Source organism: Shewanella sediminis HAW-EB3 (genome assembly GCF_000018025.1).
GTDB lineage: Bacteria > Pseudomonadota > Gammaproteobacteria > Enterobacterales > Shewanellaceae > Shewanella > Shewanella sediminis.
The window spans coordinates 4591304-4609240 of sequence record NC_009831.1; the positions used below are offsets into that span (position 1 = coordinate 4591304).

Genomic DNA, 17937 nt, shown 5'->3' on the forward strand with positions numbered 1-17937 from the left:
GTCTGTAAGCCAGTTCACACTTGCATTTTATCGGATGACATTGCTATGACTTACTGCAGTGAATTTTTCTTTTTTTAGCCCGTTATTGCTCAGTTAACTTAAGTCATCTGAAAAATGGCGGTCGGAAACGTCAGGAGGTGTGATGTCATCGAATACACCACGCCTCCGACATTGCCTGCTAGTTTAGTGAGTGCTTCTTCGGCCTAATAAATGCGCGCCAGGTGCCACTGAATATCATCAGACCACCGAGTCCGAATAGCAGCAGCCCCATTGCACCGGATCTGGCCTCGCCTTCGGCGAATGAGGCCCATGACCAACCGAAGCACACTAATAAGGTACAGGCTGAGATGAGCAGACCAAGGCTTGCCTTCCAGTCGAGTCGATAGTGACGCCCCAGCCATAAGTAACCGTTCCAGGCAAAAATAGTCAGTACTCCCATCAGATACCATTGCAATCCCATCATGACTAATCCTCCTTATTCCAAAACAGTTTGGTAGCCTTAGCCACATCCATATCGCCGTAACCGAACAGGGTGTCCATATCCTTCATAAAGGTGTGGACCGGACCTTTGGTGAAGGTGTTGGAGGCATCGATCAGGCGGTGGTGCCAGAAATCCGGCTTGTTCCACGGGCATGCCTTGATGCAATTGGTACAGGCGACGGTATTATCAGCCCAGAACTTGAAACACTTCTTGGCATCGTTGTAGAACTTCTTGACCCCGATCTGCCCGGCCCAAGCCAGATCCGGGTTGTCAGCACCCTCGTAGGTGGGTTTGAAGCCAGGCTTGTCATCGAATGTGATGGCCTTGGAGGGGCAACGATCGGCACACAATTTACAATGTTCGCAGAACTCCATGATGCCGAAGTTGCGTGGCTTGTCATATTCGACAAAATCGAAATCGGTGATCACCGCCGAGATACGGACTCGCGGCCCTAATCCCGGGGCCACCAAGGCACCATTTCGTGCGCCTTCGCCAAGCCCGGCCATGATACCGTAAGCCACTTTGTTGATAGAATCATTGTGCGAAGCTATCGCCTTATAGCCCAGGCGTCGAATAAAGTCGGCCAGTGAGCCCGCCTTTACCGCCATGTCGGTGTAGCCCTTATTGACGGCCCCCACGGAGGCGGGAGACGGGGAGGTTCTTATCGCGTCGTAATCCATCTCGTGCAGCATGACGATGACAGTCTTGGGCTTGAAGGGGTACTCATCCCAAGAGACCTCCTTAGACTCGAAGATGTTGTACATGGGTTCATAGTTCCAGCGTGGATCGTTATAAGTGATCCCAACCCGGGTCGCGCCAAACAGCTTAGCGGCGCGTTTGATTTTGGTGGCCGCCTCTTTTTTGGATGCAAACTGCCACTTCACCGGCGCAAGGTTCTTCTGGGGCCAGCCACAGATCCCCGGCGCATCCGGCATGCCGAATTTAGCCATCTTACCCAGGTATTCCAGCGGGTGTGAGGCCGCACAGAAGAGTGCCCAGTCTATCTGCTGGTAACCGGGACGTGCGTTATCCCACTGCTCCGGGCTGCGGGTATAGTCTGACGCGGCAAACATACCATCCTGAAAGGACCAGTCCTCTTCGCCGATCAACTCGGAAAATGCCTTATCCCGATTAGGAAATTCGGCCCGGTTCCTCTCGGAGCCGCCTTGTGAAAAGATCCAGTTACGCTGATTAAATGGCTTGAGCACCTTATCATCAATTGGCATAGGGAAACCGCCCTCAAAGGGAACGCCCTCAACGCGATGGCTGATGAAAGTGCCTGCACCGCCCACTGCGGCGATGCCTGCCGCCACCGCACTGAGTCTGAACATCTTACGCCGGGACGGATCCGCCGGCGCATCGGTGGAATTGTTATCCTTCTCTGTAGTCATAGGGTTACCTTAATTAACAACATGTTTATGCCGTCAGATCATACCCTTGCTATTTGTATGGTTTTAGTAGCATCAGTCGAAACCGTTTATACGCTTGCTGCATGACCACTGCGCAGAAAGCAGGTCAGTTCCTCCATAAATACTTTAACTTTGGGGGAGAGGAGTCGCCTGGACGGGTAGATAGCGTTAAGGATTAAGCTTGTCGCATAGGCACCGTCAAACAGCTTTATCATCTGCCGCTGCGGATCGGCTTTATCGATGAGAGGTGTGGGGCACCAGATCACCCCAATTCCCTGCAGAGCCCAGTCTAACGCCGGGGTGAATGTCTCAAATGTCGTCAGCGCATTGATGATAACCGAGTTGGTCTGGCCGTTTTCGGTCCAGAGCCAGCCCTTGTCTTGTAAGAATGGGTTTCGGACATACAGGCAGTCATGTTGGCTGAATTGACGAGGATGCTCCAGTGTCGGCGCCCTTGCCAGATAATTTGGATTGGCAAAAAAATCAAGCTTGTACGCTTGCAGCGGCCGGGCTGTCATCTTACGATCGGCGGGAAGAAAGAAATGCAGCATCAGATCCATTTCATCGCACTCAAAGCTCTCGGCCTGAAGCCGCACCGGGGAGACATTATAAAAGTTGAGCTGGATTTTCGGGTATTTTTGCAAAAATTCCGCAAAAAAACGGCTGTCGATAGTTTGCAGTAACCAGAGTGGCAGTCCTACGGTTAACAGGCCCGCCGGCTCCTCTCTGGTCTGCCGCACGAAACTCAGGGTACTGTCGAAATTGGCCATAAGTTGCAGACTGTGCTGCAAAAACTGCGTCCCCAGTTCAGTCAGAGTCACAGTGTGGGTAGTACGTTCGAACAGCCGCAGACTCAGGCTCTCCTCCAGGCGACGGATGCGACGGCTGGCGGTAGGCTGGCTGATGCCAGATTGCTTGGCTGCGGCACTGAAACTGCCCAGTTTAGCGACCAAGTTAAACAGCTTGATCTCATCTAACCTGAGTTGGCTGGCCAACTCTTCAGGTGTGCTTTGTTGTTGAGGGGGGCGTCTTCGTTGCATAATTTTAATAACTCCTGTGTACCCGCAACCTTCAGGCCTGATACCGAGTCGAGATTGTCTTTTTGTTTATCAGCGAAGGGTAATTAAGATAATTTGAGTCGTCTGTAAGACCGTTCACACTTGTATTTTATCGGACAGCATTGCTATGACTTACTGCAGTGACTTTTACTTTTTATATGGGGAGTTCGACATTTCCCATATGGGTCGGGAACAGTCTTTGAAACGTCAGGCTGGCGTGGCGGAACCACATCAGATACATGCCGAATACCTCACGCCATTTACTTCTATTTAATCGAATGATATTCGCACATTTACGCAATTTTTGTTCGATACTTTAATTGTTAAGCTGTGACTCATTAGCTCGCCCGCTAGCCTTTTTTTGAAGTTACGTGCAGCCACATTGAGGAGTATTTAATGAGAGTCATCAATCAATTTTCCGCCAGACCCGCGATGGATGGCGATGGGGTGAATATTCGCCGGGTGGCGGATTTTAACAATACCAGGTTCGACCCATTCCTGATGCTGGATGAGATAAAATCTGATGATAAGCAAGATTTTATCGGTGGCTTCCCGCCACACCCTCATCGCGGTATTGAAACCTTTACCTATATAAAAAAGGGTGGCTTTGAGCACAGAGATCAGTTGGGTAATGTTAAAGCGATTCGGGCCAAAGATGTACAGTGGATGAGCACCGGAAGCGGGGTTATCCATTCTGAAATGCCTTTAGCCGATGCCGATGAGGGGCTGCACGGTTTTCAAATCTGGGTGAATATGCCCGCAAATCAGAAGATGCGTCCGGCAAGGTATGAGGACAGCAGTGAAACCGCGAACCCAGAGTCGACTAATGACAAAGGTGCGCTATTGCGGGCGCTGGCCGGTAACTGGGCCTTTACAGGGCAAAGCAGCATCAGCGCGCCGATACAGGATCTGGCAGGTGAGGCCGCGATTGCGGATCTGATGCTAAGCCCCGAAGCAATGGCTGAACTGCAGCTGGACAGGCATGAGTTTGTCGGCCTCTATCTCTACGAGGGAACGCTTATCGGCAACAATGATGCCCAGAGCTCCGATAACACCCTCCCTAATGATTATTCTGCAGGTACATATTTGATTCTGGATAGTCAGGATCTACTCAAACTTCAGGCCGGACCGGATGGCGCGGGGCTGTTACTCTTTGCCGGACAACCAATCAAAGAGAAGATTGTCCATATGGGGCCCTTTGTGATGAATACTCAGGCCGAGATAGAGCAGACTATCAAGGACTACCAAGAGGGTCGTTTCGGCGAGATCCCGCTTTAACGCTCAGCATCTTCAGGTCAATGGCTATCGGTTAGCGATTATCCGGCAATGACTCATAAAGCCAGAGCGCTCTGTTATCCAGCAGCTCTCGGCTCTTAGGCGACAGGCTGGGATTACCTATCTCAAACACTTTACGGTTTTTGAGGTTGGCCTGCTGTAACACCTTTGCCGTAGTTGGGTGGCAGACATTAACGTCCTTATCTTAGTCTGAGAATACCCTGAGCATCATAACCTAAGTACCGCAATAAGTCGTATAACACCCAAAGCTCTCGGGCGCAGGCTTAGTGTAATCGTCGGCGCTCTCCTGTTGCATGTAAGGGGTCGCGAGCACGGCAATCAGCTTCTCAAACGGCTGATAATCCCCCTCTTGCTCGGCGGCATCGATGGCATCTTCAACCAGATGATTTCTGGGAATATAGAGCGGATTAGCCCCATTCATCATCTCTACGCGCTCGGGTGTCGACAGGCTCTCTTGGGCCAGGCGCGCTAACCAGGACGCTCGCCACAGGAGAAACTTATCGGCATCTTTGAATAGGGTTTGGCTTTCACTATTGCCACTGGTCAGATCGCTGGCGAGTTGACGAAATAGTTGGGTAAAATCCACCTCCTGTCCCGACATGGTCTCGAGTAACTGCTCGCACAGTGCCAAATCGGTCTCCTGCGCGGTCGATAAGCCTAACTTGGCTCGCATGCCTGCCAGCCAACATCTATGGAAGGTTTCCCAGAATCCTGTCACCGCTTCGGTAGCTTGGGCTATCGCCTCGTCTCTATCAACATCTATCAATGGCAATAAGGTTTCCGCTAACCTAGCCAGGTTCCACTGCGCTATAACGGGTTGATTGTTATAGGAGTAGCGACCCTGTTCATCGATGGAACTAAATACGGCATTGGTATCATAGTTATCCATAAAGGCACAGGGACCATAATCTATGGTTTCACCGCTGATGGTCATATTATCCGTATTCATCACACCATGTACGAAACCGACGAGTAACCACCTGGCAACTAACTCAGCCTGTTTATCCCGAACCGCACAGAGGAGATCCAGATAAGGCTGCTGACTCTCTTTTAGCTCAGGGTAGTGACGTGCTATCGCGTAATCGGCAAGTTGCTTAACCTTGTCTTGCTCACCACGTGCGGAGAAAAATTGAAATGTACCGACACGCAGATGACTCGATGCGATGCGGGTAAGCACGGCGCCGGGTAGAAACTGGGTTCGCATTACAGGCTCACCGGTAGTGACAACGGCTAATGCTCTGGTGGTGGGAATATTGAGGGCATGCATGGCCTCACTCAAGATATACTCGCGCAGTACGGCGCCCAGTACTGCCTTGCCGTCACCACGGCGTGAAAACTTTGTCGGGCCCGAACCTTTAAGCTGCAGATCCAGTCGCTTGCCCTCTTTATCCAGTACCTCCCCCAGCAAGAGCGCACGGCCATCCCCCAATTGAGGAGTAAATCCACCAAACTGGTGTCCCGCATAGACCTGTGCCAATGGTGATGCGCCGATAGGTGCGTCACTCCCCGAAAACACTTGGGCTAATTCCCCGGTGTCGGTATTGGTCAGGCCAACACTCTCTGCCAGGGATGCATTTAATTTCACTAATTCGGGGCTCGGCGCCCTGTCCCCCAGGCAAGCATCATAAAAACCTTCCAGTTCTTGTGCATAACTGTTGTCGAATGTTAAACCCAGGTCTATTTCCATGCTGCTCATCGTTTATATCCGTGTGGTCGAGATAATGACTCTTTGATACTCATCCCCCTACTCTAACCTAATCGACAACAGAAGGTGACTAAAACGTGATCCATGTCACTTCCAGATTCTAGGTTCTAGCCCGAGATTCGCGGCTAAAGCCGCTCCTACAGGGGGAATGTCGCACCTCGAATGTCGTGGCTCGTAGCTCGTAACTCGTAGCCCTTAAAGATTCGCGGCTAAAGCCGCTCCTACCTCGAACCTCGAACCTCACTACCTTATCTCGCACCTTTTTATTCAAGGAGCTGACTTCACGCAATATTTACCCTCTTGAGTCACCAAGTATCGACTATATTTAAACTCAACTTGTTTGAAACTCAACTTAGGTCGACAAATATCCATAGGAGACAAGAAGATGTCGATGATATTTCACCGAATCCGCACTGAACGTGGCTGTCAGTCTTACTTAATCGGCTGTAGTGAAACTAACTCCGCAATCATCATAGACCCTGAGATCAGTCAGATGGAACACTATTTGGGATTGGCCAGCCATGATGGACTAGCTATCCATTACCTGCTCGACACCCACACCCATGCAGACCATTTCTCGGCGAGTAAGCAGCTTGCAAGTCAATTGAAGGTCCCGGTCATTATGCATTGCAACAGCCCGGCCCCCTTCGTCGATATGTACGTCGATGACGGTGAGATCATCATAGTCGGTAAACTCAGGCTTACCATAATGCACACCCCTGGCCATACTGCAGACTCTATATGTATAGTAATGAAAGATAGGGTATTTACCGGAGATACTCTGCTCTTAGGTGGAACCGGGCGAACCGACCTACCCAGCGGTGACCCCGAGCGGCTATACGATAGTCTCTTTAATGGCTTGCTTAAGCTCTCTGCCGATCTGAAAGTCTATCCGGCCCATGCCTACTCGGAGCGAACCCATAGCAGCATAGGGGAGGAACTTTCAAATAATCCCAGGCTGCAAAAGAAAGACAGAGATGAGTTTGTCGCCCAGATGCGGGCAATAGATCTCAAGATGCCAACCCAGCTGACCGAGTCGTTACGCACAAATTTAAGCGGCGGGAAAACCGTCGAACAGTTTATCAGTGATGCCGAGAGAAAGATCTCATTTGTCTCACTTGAACAGGTGCTGCGTTATAGCCAGTCGATAGCGCCGAAGTTTGTCATAGTCGATGTACGCGAGCGAGATGCCTTCGACAAGGGGCATATTGCCGGGGCCATTCATATCCCCAGAGGGCAGCTGGAATTGCGGGTCAACGAATTGCTGCCCGATCCAACCCGGCGTATCGCCGTCTATTGTGAGTTCGGCATCATTTCGGTGTTAGCCACCTCGACCCTGAGAGAGATGGGCTTCTTACGAGCCGTTGCCCTGGATCATGGCTTAAACCTTTGGCGGGAGCTGGGCTACCCGTTAATTGAGAGTAAGAATGAGGAGGGAAACGAGCAATAGTGATTAGCACTCCGATAGTCAATGAGATAAGAAGTGGGTTACCGACAGCACAAAACTGTTTACTAAATGTACACATCTGTTCTATAGTATCGCCAGATAGTCTCCTATATCGGGAGGCTTTCGGGCGCTCTCACTGTCAATCACATGAGAGCAATAAGAGACTCATACGAGAAAGGAGCTGGAGCACACGATGGCAAAACATCGAAAGTCCTCATCGCATATCGAACACGATAGTAAGCGAGGCAAGATTAAAGACAACGCATTAAAAGCATTAGTCACCAGTGAACTGTTTAAAATGCGAACCGAAAGACCGAAGAAAGGCAAAGGTTCATATAACCGCAAACAACAAAAGGGGCATAAGCTGAAGGGCTTTGCCCCTTTTGATTTTTCGGCTTTCAATTTTCATCTTTTCGATTTTTCCCCTCTCTTTCTGATAAAGCTTAGTTAGAGCGCCTCCCTCTGCATTAGCCCAAGTCAGCATATTCCCTTTAGCGTTATTGCCAGTCTCATCAGTCCTCCATAACTCACTCTCGCAATCCCGTATCATTCATAAAAATTAACAAAAAAATCGCCTGCCCTCGACAGAGAAAGGTTGACAGTTATCGCCTCGAACATCAGTATTATCCGGCTCTCTATGAGTGGGAAATGACTAATACCAATCAGTATAAAGATGTAATCGCTCAGCGAGAGTTTAGCGCTTCAGAGGCAAGGTCATTAATTGCTCCTGCATAAATGACATTTGCAACATCCATGTTGCTCGCAGCGAGTGAAGAGCATAGTTATTCTACGTTTAAGCTCGTTAACGCAGCATCAGAGTTCTCCCAGCAAGATGGCTCGATACTCTTTAACTAAAACCTAACTTTGACTACAACTAAAGCCGTTGCCAGCTTGCCCTCAGAATCAGGCAAGTAGATGAGGAATTAACAGTAATGCAGAACCCCGTTCCACTCCCGAAGATGGTGCCGTTCGCTTTTTTATCGGTCGTGCTCATCTGGTCAACGACGCCTCTTGGCATCGTATGGAGCAGCGCCTCGGTTCACCCAACCATGGCCGTGTTATTGCGTATGGTGCTAGCCTTGGTATTAGGCAGTCTGCTTCTGGTCATCTTTCAGATTCGTTTCCCCTGGACTAAGGCTGCTAAAAAGTTATATGGCTTCTCTTCGATTGGTATCGTTGGCGGCATGTTACTGAGCTATTTTGCCGCACGATATTTAGCATCGGGTACCATGTCATTGATCTTCGGGCTGTCGCCGTTAATCTCCGGGATATTAGCTCAGAAACTCCTCAATGAACCAAAGTTTGGCCCGACGAAATTACTGGCGCTGGCCATGGCATTTATTGGGCTAGGTATCGTCTGCTCCTCGAAACTATCTTTGAACTCTGATAGCTGGATTGGCCTGCTATTGGTGCTGGCCGCCGTTTCCCTCTTCAGCCTGAGTGGTGTCTTGATAAAAACCGTGAAAATTAACATCCACCCTATCGCAAGTACAGTCGGAGCCCTGCTGTTCTCAACCCCCCTGTTCACTTTGGCCTGGTTACTATTTGACGGAACTCTGCCAGTCGATACCTGGCAGGTAAAATCTATCTGGGCCATTATCTACCTGGGCGTGTTCGGCTCTCTGATTGGCTTTATCGCCTACTTCTATGTACTGCAGAACCTCAAAGCCAGCACAGTGGCCCTGGTCACCTTGATCACACCGGTTTTTGCCATGACATTAGGCGCTACATTAAATGGTGAAGTGATCACAGATACCTTGATCATCGGCGCCCTGTTCGTCATTGGCGGGCTGGCGCTGTATCAATTCGGAGAGAAGTTACAGAGTTTACTAAAAACAATCAGAGGTAGGCGCCATATAAAACGGTAAAGTGCTCATCATCGACTCATTATTCATCGGCATCCAGATTCCGTCATCACTGGCCTAGCCCTATATCAATTCGGAGAGAAGTTACAGAGTTTACTAAAAACAATCAGAGGTAGGCGCCATATAAAACGGTAAAGTGCTCATCATCGACTCATTGTTCATCGGCATCCAGATTCCGTCATCACTGGCCTAGCCCTGTATCAATTCGGAGAGAAGTTACAGAGTTTACTAAAAAAACAGATGTAGGGGCTAGATCCTAGGTTCTAGTTCCCAGATTCTAGGTTCTAGCTTCTGGAACCTCTTTCTAAGCCATCTTGGCGTCGGAGAATCCCACCGTTGCCTTGTTGGTCAGCTGGAAAGTAGTGCCATCAATCTCCTTAGCTTTATACATATTGTCATCGGCAACTTTTAATAAGCCACTCAGCTCTGTGGCGTCTATAGGGAAGAAACCCACCCCAATACTCGCATCGATCAAAAGTTCAACATCCTGATATTGCATAGGTAACGCGAACTCTTCGATCAATTTGTTGATCACGGTTATCACCTGTGTGGCATTTTCGATGGGTTCTAACCAGATAATAAATTCATCTCCCCCGATTCTGGCAATAATATCCGATGAACGCACCGTCTGTAACAGCTTTTGAGCGATCTGGATCAAGACCGCATCACCCGCCGCATGACCATGACAATCATTAATGGCTTTAAATCGATCCAGGTCGATGAAAAGCAGCGCGGCACTCTGTTTAGTACGACCGCAGCGAGCAATCGCCGTTTTCATCTGCTCCTCAAATGCGCTCCGGCTGTACAGTTTCGTCAGGCTGTCATGATTGGCCTGGTGCTGAAACTCTTCACGCTGCTGCTGCAGCTCTTTCGTTTGACGATCGACCTCGAGTTGCAGCTGATCTTTCTTAATCGTCGTCTCCTCCAGAGAGCGTTTCATTAAGTTAAATTGCTCAGCCAGAATAGATAGTTCATCCGTATCATGTATCTCTATTCGACTATTGAGGTTGCCTTTAGCCAGATCTTTTATTCCTACGGTTAGTGCGTTGAGGTTGGTATTAAAGGTCTTTAAGGTAAACAGAGTTAAAGCCATGACCACCGCCGAGCCGACTACCATCAGTAATATCACTGCAAATAGTATTTTTCGCTGTGATATCTCTGAATCCTTGATTGCTAATCGTTCCAACTTCCCCAGGTCTTCATTCATCGACTGCAGTGTCATGCTATATCGCGCCGAAAGCATGCCGGCAGGCGAGGTAATACCGTGGCGAAACTGAGATTCGAGATCTTTTTGAGACAGTTCGAGTAGGGTACCTAAGTTAGCGTTCATTCTAATCAGGTTGGCGACTATGATGATTTTATTTTTGTGAGTGAACAGCTTCTTATTCAATAGCAGCTTAAGCTCTTCATGTGCGTCGCGAGTCTGCACCAGAGCATCCTCGTCATGATACTGCTGCAATAACCATAGTTTGCTGCTCAACAGATCAATTTTATGCTCGATATCGCTGACCTGATACAACTGCGAGTTGGTCTGCATCTGTATCTCTTTTAGCGTGATAAAAGAGATCAAGATGATACTTGTCAGCATTAGACTCACTATCAGTAATATCTTAAGACGTAGGGTTACTTTCATCTTCCTGCCAATTTCATTAACTGTGTTGTTCCCCTCGGTTCATCTGGCTTTCCCGCTCAGACAATCGAAGATGCAAAGGTGTTATTTTTATAGATCTGTCTCTATATTTCCCGCCCGCTCCAGTGCTCTGGTGTCGATCAACTGTCTGAAGTCAGGCATTCCTTTAGTATCAACAACAGAGCCGGTTGCTATCGCCCACCTTGCCTGGGTCTGTAGATTGGACAGCAACACATTACTCAAGGAGAGCCGAAATAGATAATCGGTCCAGCCCCATTCAAGCTCTGTCACCGGAATATGAAGAAAATCACTCACGATACTCTTAGACCTCTTCGGGTTTTCAGCAATATAATTTTGTGCCTCATCGATGGCTGCTAGAATTCTCACATAGGAATTCAGGCTATTCTCTAACGTTGCTTTTTTAGCAATCAGGTTAAATGAGAGGTTGTATATTCCCCTTGTCTGGAATTGGCTGATTTGGTCGCCATACTCTTTATTAAGCTGATAACCCAAGGGCTCCCAAATTGAGATGGCATCGACTCTGCCCGACAACAGGGCGGGACCCAACTCTGATGCATCCATAAATACACGATTAAATTTGACCTCTTTATTGCCGGTCAGGATCATGTAAGCATAGATGAAAAACTCGCTGGCGCTGGACTCAACCATTCCCACATTTTTGCCCTGAAGAAGCTTAGCCTCAGTGATAGATGAGCTTTTTAACGTGATAAGTTTGAGATCATTATCCGACTCGACAAAACTGGCCAGCACACTGAAGTCTGTACGCAAGAAACTATTAAACATCACCACAGATTCGGAGCTGGTCGCCAGATCTACCTCGCCATTGCTCATCATGGTGAAACTACGATGGCCACCTCGTACAGGCAATAGCTCTACATGAACCTTATGCTTATCAAACAGTGATAACTCTTGGGCGATAATCAAGGGTGAACTTAATGGCGTAGTGGACATAGCTATCTTAATCGGGGCTGTAAATGCCTCATTTGAAGTTTCAGTTTGCACACCCACGATAAGATAGGTGGCGACACCAACAAAGGCTAAAAACAGCAACAGTTTCTTTATCATTCTCATACCTATGCTGAACTACAATTCATTTAAAATTGTAGTTCAGGAAGTCAGTGAGTGCTTATTCCTCAGTTCGCTAAATGAAGACGCTCGCTAAAGAAAAGGTGGCAGATACAGCCTCTCATTGCCGCTAAATACCTTGACCAAAATTAATCAGTTGAGAATACTCCACTGGAAAATGCTCAATGCAGCCATTAGTGACTTCAGGGGGCTCATCTTCAAACAGAGCTTTTACCTCCCAGAATGAATCATTAACCCTGCAAAAAGCATCGATCATTCTTGGATCAAAATGGGTACCGCGCCCTTCGAGCATAATGCTTTCAGTCTTATCGCGACTGAAAGCCCCCTTATAAACCCTCTTACATGAGAGCGCATCGAATACATCGGCAATCGCCATGATCCGAGCCGCAATAGGGATATCATCACCCGACAAACCATTTGGATACCCTCTACCGTCCCACTTTTCATGATGGTAATGAGCAATATCCTGAGCAAACTGTAAAAATGTCGGGCCATCATTTTCTGCCAGCTCACTGGTTAACGTATGAATTGAGGAGCTAATCGCGTTACTGCCATAGGTTGTATGTCGCTTCATTATCTCGAATTCAAAATCGGTCAGTTTGGCGGGTTTCAGTAAGATATCATCGGGTATTCCCACCTTGCCGATGTCATGAAGCGGGGCAGACTTATACAGTAAATCTATATTTTTGTCCGACAGAAAATCGTGAAAATCAGGATGATCTTGTAGCTCTTCTGCCAGCAGTTTTACATAGGTCTGTGTCCGTCTGAGATGCTGCCCGGTTTCGTTATCTCGAGTCTCGGCCAGAGTAGCCATACTGAGAATAGTCACATCCTTAATAACGGCAAGCTCCTTAGTTCGCTCCGCGACTCTTAGTGTCAGCGTTTTATTGAGTTTTTTCAGTTCCCGCTCGGCACACTTCCGACCGACTGAAGCCCGGGCCCAAAACCAGAGGAGTATCAATCCTATAGGGTAGATGATCAACGCCGGATACAAAAACTCAATCTTAGATAAGACTAAAGCAGGACCTAACCCCCAATAGGTATTAACTATGATGATCCGCCACTCATCGATAAAATGATCCCTATTGGCCACTTTTTTATCAATGTCTTTAATGGGGTGCACTGTGGCGAAGGTAACCAGGCCATCTGAATTCTCAACGCTGCCTTTCTCGGCCAGGGATATGGTCTGCCAAAGCTCCGGACTATCGGTACCGAAACTCAGCTTATGATCGAGCATAAACCCCCACTCCTGAGAGGGATCCCTGCTCGATAGCCAGTAGCCATCCTTATTCAACAGTGCCCCCTCTCCCGGAGCAAACATCATCTGGTTTCTGAACTTGTCGAGCAATAAATTGGCGAAATAGTTTAGAACGATAACCCCTCTTAACTCTCCATTTTCATCTTTAAGTGGCTTAGCAAATCGGATCATAGGTTTCAGGGGCTGTTCGATAACGCCATTTTCCACATTGAGATCGAGCGCCGAGATATACATCTTATCTGTGGTAATCGCGGCAGCTTCCTGAAAGTAGTATCGATTTGACTTGTCTTGCAACAGCTCGGGGACAACGGCGACCGCTTGCTCATCGAAATAGTCGATCCGAACCAGCTCTATTCCGGAGGGAGAGATAAGGCGAATTTGATCATAGAGTTGACTGGTATTGGCTAAATTAAGAAACTCCCTCTCGATATGCGCTTTACTATCATCGATTCCATTATCTAAATAGCTTTCAACATTTTCACTGGCGGTTAAAAACTCCAGGTGAGACATGACAGTCGTCAGATCATGTTGAGCTAAATTGGTACCGACCTCTATGGCGGCTTGAACTAAGGCCTGCTGCTTGGCTTGTTCGACATTAATATACAGGGAGTTTGCCAGCATTAATGCGGCGATATTGAGCAGAGTCAGGGGAATAAATAACGCAATAAAACGAGCCCGAACCAGTCGATTAAAACCAGAAAAGCGTTTATCCCTATCGCCGACTCGGTTACTAAATATCAAGCTCCACTCCTATCCTTGTGATATTACCAAGTGCCTCCATTACGACAGCCATCGATAACCTTACAAGGATCGATGTCTCCCCTCTAAATCTAGTTCACAAAGTGGTTTTAGGCCACAATTGCGCTCTTTGAGATAAGCTCGAAGCTTTACCAAAAAAAGCGAATATTGAGGGCCCAGTTTCAGGACTCAAAATTAATTATGTAAGTATATGGAAAGTGTAAGGAAGGTGCATAAGGTCAGCGAATGACCGAAAGAGTATGAGGAATAGATGAAGCTGGATATTGGTGACTATCTGATTTGTCCGCTCATAGAAACAAGAACGGACACAAGAGTTATATTCTTGCTCGATTATTCATTTTGTTCATCGCTTGTAGTTTCTTTTGCAGTCGGATGTCTAATTTGAACCACAAGTCTCCGGTTGGGCTTACCTCTTTCATCACGGTATAGCCCGAAACTTTCCCGACATAAAAACGGGAAAACTTGTCGGCAATAAATGAGGTTTGAGCAAACAGCTCCACCTCGCCTATGGGCTCACAGGTCAGATTTATGGGAGAGGTATTGGTCAACTGAAAGTTAACGATCTCCAGAGTTTCTCCCTTCATGATCATCGACTGCTTATTCACTATGTCCATCTGGTCGAGGTAAACCGTTTTTCCTTCACAAAAACCAGGGATCTTGACCCAAGAGCCGATAACCAAAGGCAGTAGATGGTCATGATTTTCACTATGCCCAGAATTAAGATATGCGCTGATCCCTATCCCACTACCGATAGCTAAAAGGGTACAGGTGGTGACGGCAAGCTTGACTAAACTTGAAGGCATAGACTCTCCATGGTGAACCATAATCGACTCAAGATAGACCCGCGCCGGTAAAAGCTAAATCCTATCGACTGACGTTCAAAAATATTGCCGACCAAGGTAGCTCAATGAGTAGTAAATATCCAGAGTTGGTTTTAAATAATGAGGGGTTTTAGCTTTACAGTCCAATAGGTTAACTCACAACAACAGCGCGAGCAAAAGAGCTAATCACTACCGATAGTCAGGATGATAAGCATGAGTAATGAGGGAATTGGAATTAACAGATTATTCCTCTGTTTTAAGCAACAAATCGGCAAAATATGCTCGACTTACCAGCTCTAAAAATCTTCGCTTTGCTCCTCTATTCCTCGTCCCTCGACTTTTCATGATCGAGATTTAGTTATATCCAAGCACAAAGTCTTTCTCTTCATTAATGATATCCGCCCTATAGTTAAGGGATTGATGATTGGCGGCCATCTCTTTACTCCCTAATAACTTAATGACGTAGTCTACTCTGCAACGATAGTGGTTAGAGGTTTGATAGAGGTGTTGGTTAACCGTAAAGTTAAGCTGCTTTGGCATTGGTGCTGTATAAGACATATTCAGTTCCTCGGGTTATTCATTAGCACTTCAGGCGGAGCTTGTGAATGCTAACCAGTATCCAGATAAAAGCATTTACTATGCCAAGCGGGTCAAACGACAGCTCGCCTCTCGACTGTTGCCTACAAACGGTATGGGAAGATGAGAAATAAGCCGGGATAAGCGGCTGTTTTTATTGAGAGGAGTTGAGCATTAAACCTTTGATGAAGAATCGGGCCGAATAAGTGGCAGGCTCCTCATGTCGAATCAGACCAGGAATAAGGCCAGCGACAAAGTTTCTCATTTTGCCACTCTCTTTTGCAGATGAGTTTTCATTTTGCCAAATCAAACGCTGCCGGATAACTTAATCATCAAGCTTAGAGATAAATACCCGGCTGATGTCTTTTCCCCACAGCTGAATGATCTTTCTCGTTTTATCCTTATTCAAGAAACATTTACCAAAAAGGATGATGCCCGCCCCTTCGATATCCCGGCGATCTTTAATATTGAACCTCTCGAATAAACTCCCCTGAAACTCCTCTATAGGTATGCCGACATCCCGACTATCTGAGGGGTTCAGCCACTGCATCGACTTATCTATATGGGATACGGTGCCCCAATACATACGTGGCGCGCCATTTTCTGTCGGCTCCGCATCGGCAAAGTTTACGAAGAGATTTTTTGCTCGCCAACGATACTTATCATCGGTATACACCCAAAGCTCTGACTCAGCCAGTTCGCTGCCTCTGAGCAAGCTGTGAAGAAGCTTCTCCAGCCCCTGCGTTGAAACTCGCTTGTCGTCAGGTAAACTCGTCTTACTTATGTCGTCTTTGGCACTCTCTACATCGACTTTATAAGAGTCTACAACCTCTCTTTCCTCACCCACATTCGGCCCCGATTCAGCTTGTAGCGACTTTTCCTTAGAGACAGGTTTGGCACCAGCCTTAGGTGCATGAATAGAGGGGCGCTTAGTGAAGTCGATGATCAAGGCGTCACTATCGACCACCAGCTGATTAACTTCGATGGCATCTTGCTCCTCCCTGGCTTTAGCCTGTGAAGGTTTAAACTCTTTGCAGTTCGCCTGATGATAGCGGGAGCCGAAACAGGCGGCTTTACCGTCCAGCGACGCCTTACGATAATAGGCTTTCCCATGACACTGCGGGCAGATAAGAGATTGCCGGTACCGTTCGATATCCGCATCGCTGAGCTTTTGAAACTTAAACACCGAATAGGTGACAGGTTCATCTTCATCAAACATACAAATGGCATCAAGCATAATGTCGAGAATCCAAATAAATTAGTGTCGAATTGAGATGGTTATCATCACCGGAGCGTGGTCAGTACTCTGGCTATCCCGCTCAAACCTAGGGTTGATGAGGTGCCTGTCATAGGTTTCATACCTTCCGACCTCTGCCAAACTGCGACTATTTTTTATATCAAACTCACTCGAAAGCAAGATGTAATCCAGCACAGAGCCTTTAGCAAAGTAATAATGTGTTGCAGGCCGTTGTTGACAGGAGAGGCTGTACTGACTCGATTGATAAAGCTCATAGGCATCTTTAAGCCTATGGTCTCGCAGTTGGTGTTCAACCTCCCCCAGCAGAGGGTCGGGTTTAATCCGGGTATCGACAGAGGTCAAAGAGGCGAGTACTCCGTCACTCAAAATATCATTAAAGTCTCCCATTAATACCATGGGGTTGCCCGTTTGAGTGCGGCGCTCGACCATAGAATAACGCAGCAGCGCAGCCTCACAGCCTCTTTGTATGCTCGAACCCCACTGAGCCAGAGCCTCTATGGAGAGGAGCTGGCCAACATTTCCGCCAGAAGAATCCGCGGAGGGAGTCGTCAGCCCGTTAAGCTCTTGAGCATCGAAAAGCGGACGCTTGGATTTAAAGTGGACGACGTAACAGTCACAGGACCCTAATTTGGGCAGAGAGATAGTCACCCTCAGCGGCTTTCGGCTGAAACCAAAGTCATCCTGCAGCCCCATCATGGATGCCCAGCCATCACCCACGGTGACATTGTGAACCTCAGTGATGGGATAACGCGATGCTAAAGCGACGACGGGCTTACTATAGATAAAGTCATCGACAACCTCGGGGGTATCTAACACGGCAAAGTACTCCAGACCGCAACGCTGGGTTAATTGCGCCAGCGCGTCGGGGGTAAAGACCTCCTGAAATCCAATGACGTCGGGCTGGTGCTCATTAATGTAAGTCGCGATCCAATCCAGTTTCTTCTGCCACTGCTCCTGAGTGTAAATATTTTCAAATTCATAAAATGCACCTGGCGGCTCAATGAAGTTGAACAGGTTGAAGGTGGCTATCTTGATAAGCTCTGACGCATCTGAGCCATTGGTCGATTGACTTTGCAAGCTGAAACCTTCTATTCGATCACAACTGATTAATAGGGCTAGATTACAATGAAATGCCACTAATAACACTAGATGACGAACTCAGGCATAACAAAAGTTCCCTGCAGATGATAAAGATTTCAAGGAGGGAACTCCGGTCACATCTTTGCACTGTGACGCTGTTGACCCTATTCATTGCACGTTAGGATTG

The 17937-nt window shown here is 47.7% G+C and carries 15 protein-coding genes; 4 read left to right on the forward strand and 11 right to left on the reverse strand.

Translation table 11 applies throughout. The annotated features are described in order from the left end of the window. Nucleotides 1–178: 178 nt before the first annotated feature. The 3 genes from SSED_RS19695 to SSED_RS19705 all read right to left on the reverse strand — a co-directional run bounded on the left by SSED_RS19695 (nucleotide 179) and on the right by SSED_RS19705 (nucleotide 2930). Nucleotides 179–463, reverse strand: a complete 285-nt coding sequence (locus tag SSED_RS19695; RefSeq protein ID WP_012144102.1) for a VcrB family reductive dehalogenase putative membrane anchor — start codon at nucleotides 461–463, stop codon at nucleotides 179–181. A 2-nt stretch (nucleotides 464–465) separates the two neighbouring features. After that, on the reverse strand, nucleotides 466–1872 hold the full coding sequence (locus SSED_RS19700; protein ID WP_012144103.1) for a reductive dehalogenase: 1407 nt from the start codon (nucleotides 1870–1872) through the stop codon (nucleotides 466–468). Between the two features lie 86 nt (nucleotides 1873–1958). Then, nucleotides 1959–2930: a LysR family transcriptional regulator gene (locus SSED_RS19705; RefSeq protein WP_012144104.1), complete on the reverse strand. Its 972-nt coding sequence runs from the start codon at nucleotides 2928–2930 to the stop codon at nucleotides 1959–1961. A 414-nt stretch (nucleotides 2931–3344) separates the two neighbouring features. Between SSED_RS19705 and SSED_RS19710 the strand changes: the two genes are divergently transcribed. Continuing rightward, nucleotides 3345–4226 (forward strand): pirin family protein, encoded by an 882-nt coding sequence (locus tag SSED_RS19710; RefSeq protein WP_012144105.1) that lies wholly within the window; start codon nucleotides 3345–3347, stop codon nucleotides 4224–4226. Nucleotides 4227–4458: 232 nt separating this feature from the next. Here the strand turns inward: SSED_RS19710 and SSED_RS19715 are convergent, their stop codons facing one another. After that, entirely contained in the window at nucleotides 4459–5940 is a 1482-nt protein-coding gene (locus SSED_RS19715) for a protein adenylyltransferase SelO (RefSeq protein ID WP_012144106.1), read from the reverse strand. 394 nt (nucleotides 5941–6334) lie between these two features. Here SSED_RS19715 and SSED_RS19720 point away from each other — a divergent pair, with 394 nt between their 5' ends. From SSED_RS19720 to SSED_RS19730, 3 genes are all read left to right on the forward strand, one after another. Next, nucleotides 6335–7399, forward strand: coding sequence for an MBL fold metallo-hydrolase (locus SSED_RS19720; protein ID WP_012144107.1), 1065 nt, complete (start codon nucleotides 6335–6337; stop codon nucleotides 7397–7399). Between the two features lie 190 nt (nucleotides 7400–7589). Then, nucleotides 7590–7847, forward strand: coding sequence for a ribosome alternative rescue factor ArfA (locus SSED_RS19725; protein WP_012144108.1), 258 nt, complete (start codon nucleotides 7590–7592; stop codon nucleotides 7845–7847). A gap of 481 nt (nucleotides 7848–8328) precedes the next feature. Next, the gene (locus SSED_RS19730; protein WP_012144109.1) at nucleotides 8329–9264 is read left to right on the forward strand and encodes a DMT family transporter; all 936 of its coding nucleotides are present in this window, start codon (nucleotides 8329–8331) and stop codon (nucleotides 9262–9264) included. Between the two features lie 301 nt (nucleotides 9265–9565). On the opposite strand, the gene SSED_RS19735 is transcribed toward SSED_RS19730, so the two are convergent. The 7 genes from SSED_RS19735 to SSED_RS19765 all read right to left on the reverse strand — a co-directional run bounded on the left by SSED_RS19735 (nucleotide 9566) and on the right by SSED_RS19765 (nucleotide 17747). After that, on the reverse strand, nucleotides 9566–10894 hold the full coding sequence (locus SSED_RS19735; RefSeq protein ID WP_041421820.1) for a diguanylate cyclase domain-containing protein: 1329 nt from the start codon (nucleotides 10892–10894) through the stop codon (nucleotides 9566–9568). Between the two features lie 87 nt (nucleotides 10895–10981). Beyond that, entirely contained in the window at nucleotides 10982–11977 is a 996-nt protein-coding gene (locus tag SSED_RS19740; protein WP_012144111.1) for an ABC transporter substrate-binding protein, read from the reverse strand. Between the two features lie 130 nt (nucleotides 11978–12107). After that, nucleotides 12108–13997 carry an HD domain-containing phosphohydrolase gene (locus SSED_RS19745; RefSeq protein ID WP_012144112.1) on the reverse strand — a complete coding sequence of 630 codons (1890 nt, stop codon included), beginning with the start codon at nucleotides 13995–13997 and terminating at the stop codon, nucleotides 12108–12110. A 332-nt stretch (nucleotides 13998–14329) separates the two neighbouring features. Further along, entirely contained in the window at nucleotides 14330–14818 is a 489-nt protein-coding gene (locus SSED_RS19750) for a hypothetical protein (RefSeq protein WP_012144113.1), read from the reverse strand. A 372-nt stretch (nucleotides 14819–15190) separates the two neighbouring features. Continuing rightward, complete coding sequence (locus tag SSED_RS19755) at nucleotides 15191–15394, reverse strand: hypothetical protein (RefSeq protein WP_041421821.1); 204 nt, start codon at nucleotides 15392–15394, stop codon at nucleotides 15191–15193. A gap of 343 nt (nucleotides 15395–15737) precedes the next feature. Next, complete coding sequence (locus tag SSED_RS19760; protein ID WP_012144114.1) at nucleotides 15738–16649, reverse strand: hypothetical protein; 912 nt, start codon at nucleotides 16647–16649, stop codon at nucleotides 15738–15740. A gap of 21 nt (nucleotides 16650–16670) precedes the next feature. Further along, the gene (locus SSED_RS19765; RefSeq protein ID WP_049772182.1) at nucleotides 16671–17747 is read right to left on the reverse strand and encodes an endonuclease/exonuclease/phosphatase family protein; all 1077 of its coding nucleotides are present in this window, start codon (nucleotides 17745–17747) and stop codon (nucleotides 16671–16673) included. Between the last annotated feature and the right edge of the window lie 190 nt (nucleotides 17748–17937).

Excerpts from the sequence above, each read along its gene's own strand:
- SSED_RS19740 (WP_012144111.1), bottom strand. The coding sequence starts at position 11,977 with ATGATAAAGAAACTGTTGCTGTTTTTAGCCTTTGTTGGTGTCGCCACC.
- SSED_RS19700 (WP_012144103.1), bottom strand. The coding sequence starts at position 1,872 with ATGACTACAGAGAAGGATAACAATTCCACCGATGCGCCGGCGGATCCG.
- SSED_RS19725 (WP_012144108.1), top strand. The coding sequence starts at position 7,590 with ATGGCAAAACATCGAAAGTCCTCATCGCATATCGAACACGATAGTAAG.
- SSED_RS19760 (WP_012144114.1), bottom strand. The coding sequence starts at position 16,649 with ATGCTTGATGCCATTTGTATGTTTGATGAAGATGAACCTGTCACCTAT.
- SSED_RS19710 (WP_012144105.1), top strand. The coding sequence starts at position 3,345 with ATGAGAGTCATCAATCAATTTTCCGCCAGACCCGCGATGGATGGCGAT.
- SSED_RS19705 (WP_012144104.1), bottom strand. The coding sequence starts at position 2,930 with ATGCAACGAAGACGCCCCCCTCAACAACAAAGCACACCTGAAGAGTTG.
- SSED_RS19755 (WP_041421821.1), bottom strand. The coding sequence starts at position 15,394 with ATGTCTTATACAGCACCAATGCCAAAGCAGCTTAACTTTACGGTTAAC.
- SSED_RS19735 (WP_041421820.1), bottom strand. The coding sequence starts at position 10,894 with ATGAAAGTAACCCTACGTCTTAAGATATTACTGATAGTGAGTCTAATG.
- SSED_RS19730 (WP_012144109.1), top strand. The coding sequence starts at position 8,329 with ATGCAGAACCCCGTTCCACTCCCGAAGATGGTGCCGTTCGCTTTTTTA.
- SSED_RS19750 (WP_012144113.1), bottom strand. The coding sequence starts at position 14,818 with ATGCCTTCAAGTTTAGTCAAGCTTGCCGTCACCACCTGTACCCTTTTA.
- SSED_RS19695 (WP_012144102.1), bottom strand. The coding sequence starts at position 463 with ATGATGGGATTGCAATGGTATCTGATGGGAGTACTGACTATTTTTGCC.
- SSED_RS19715 (WP_012144106.1), bottom strand. The coding sequence starts at position 5,940 with ATGAGCAGCATGGAAATAGACCTGGGTTTAACATTCGACAACAGTTAT.
- SSED_RS19720 (WP_012144107.1), top strand. The coding sequence starts at position 6,335 with ATGTCGATGATATTTCACCGAATCCGCACTGAACGTGGCTGTCAGTCT.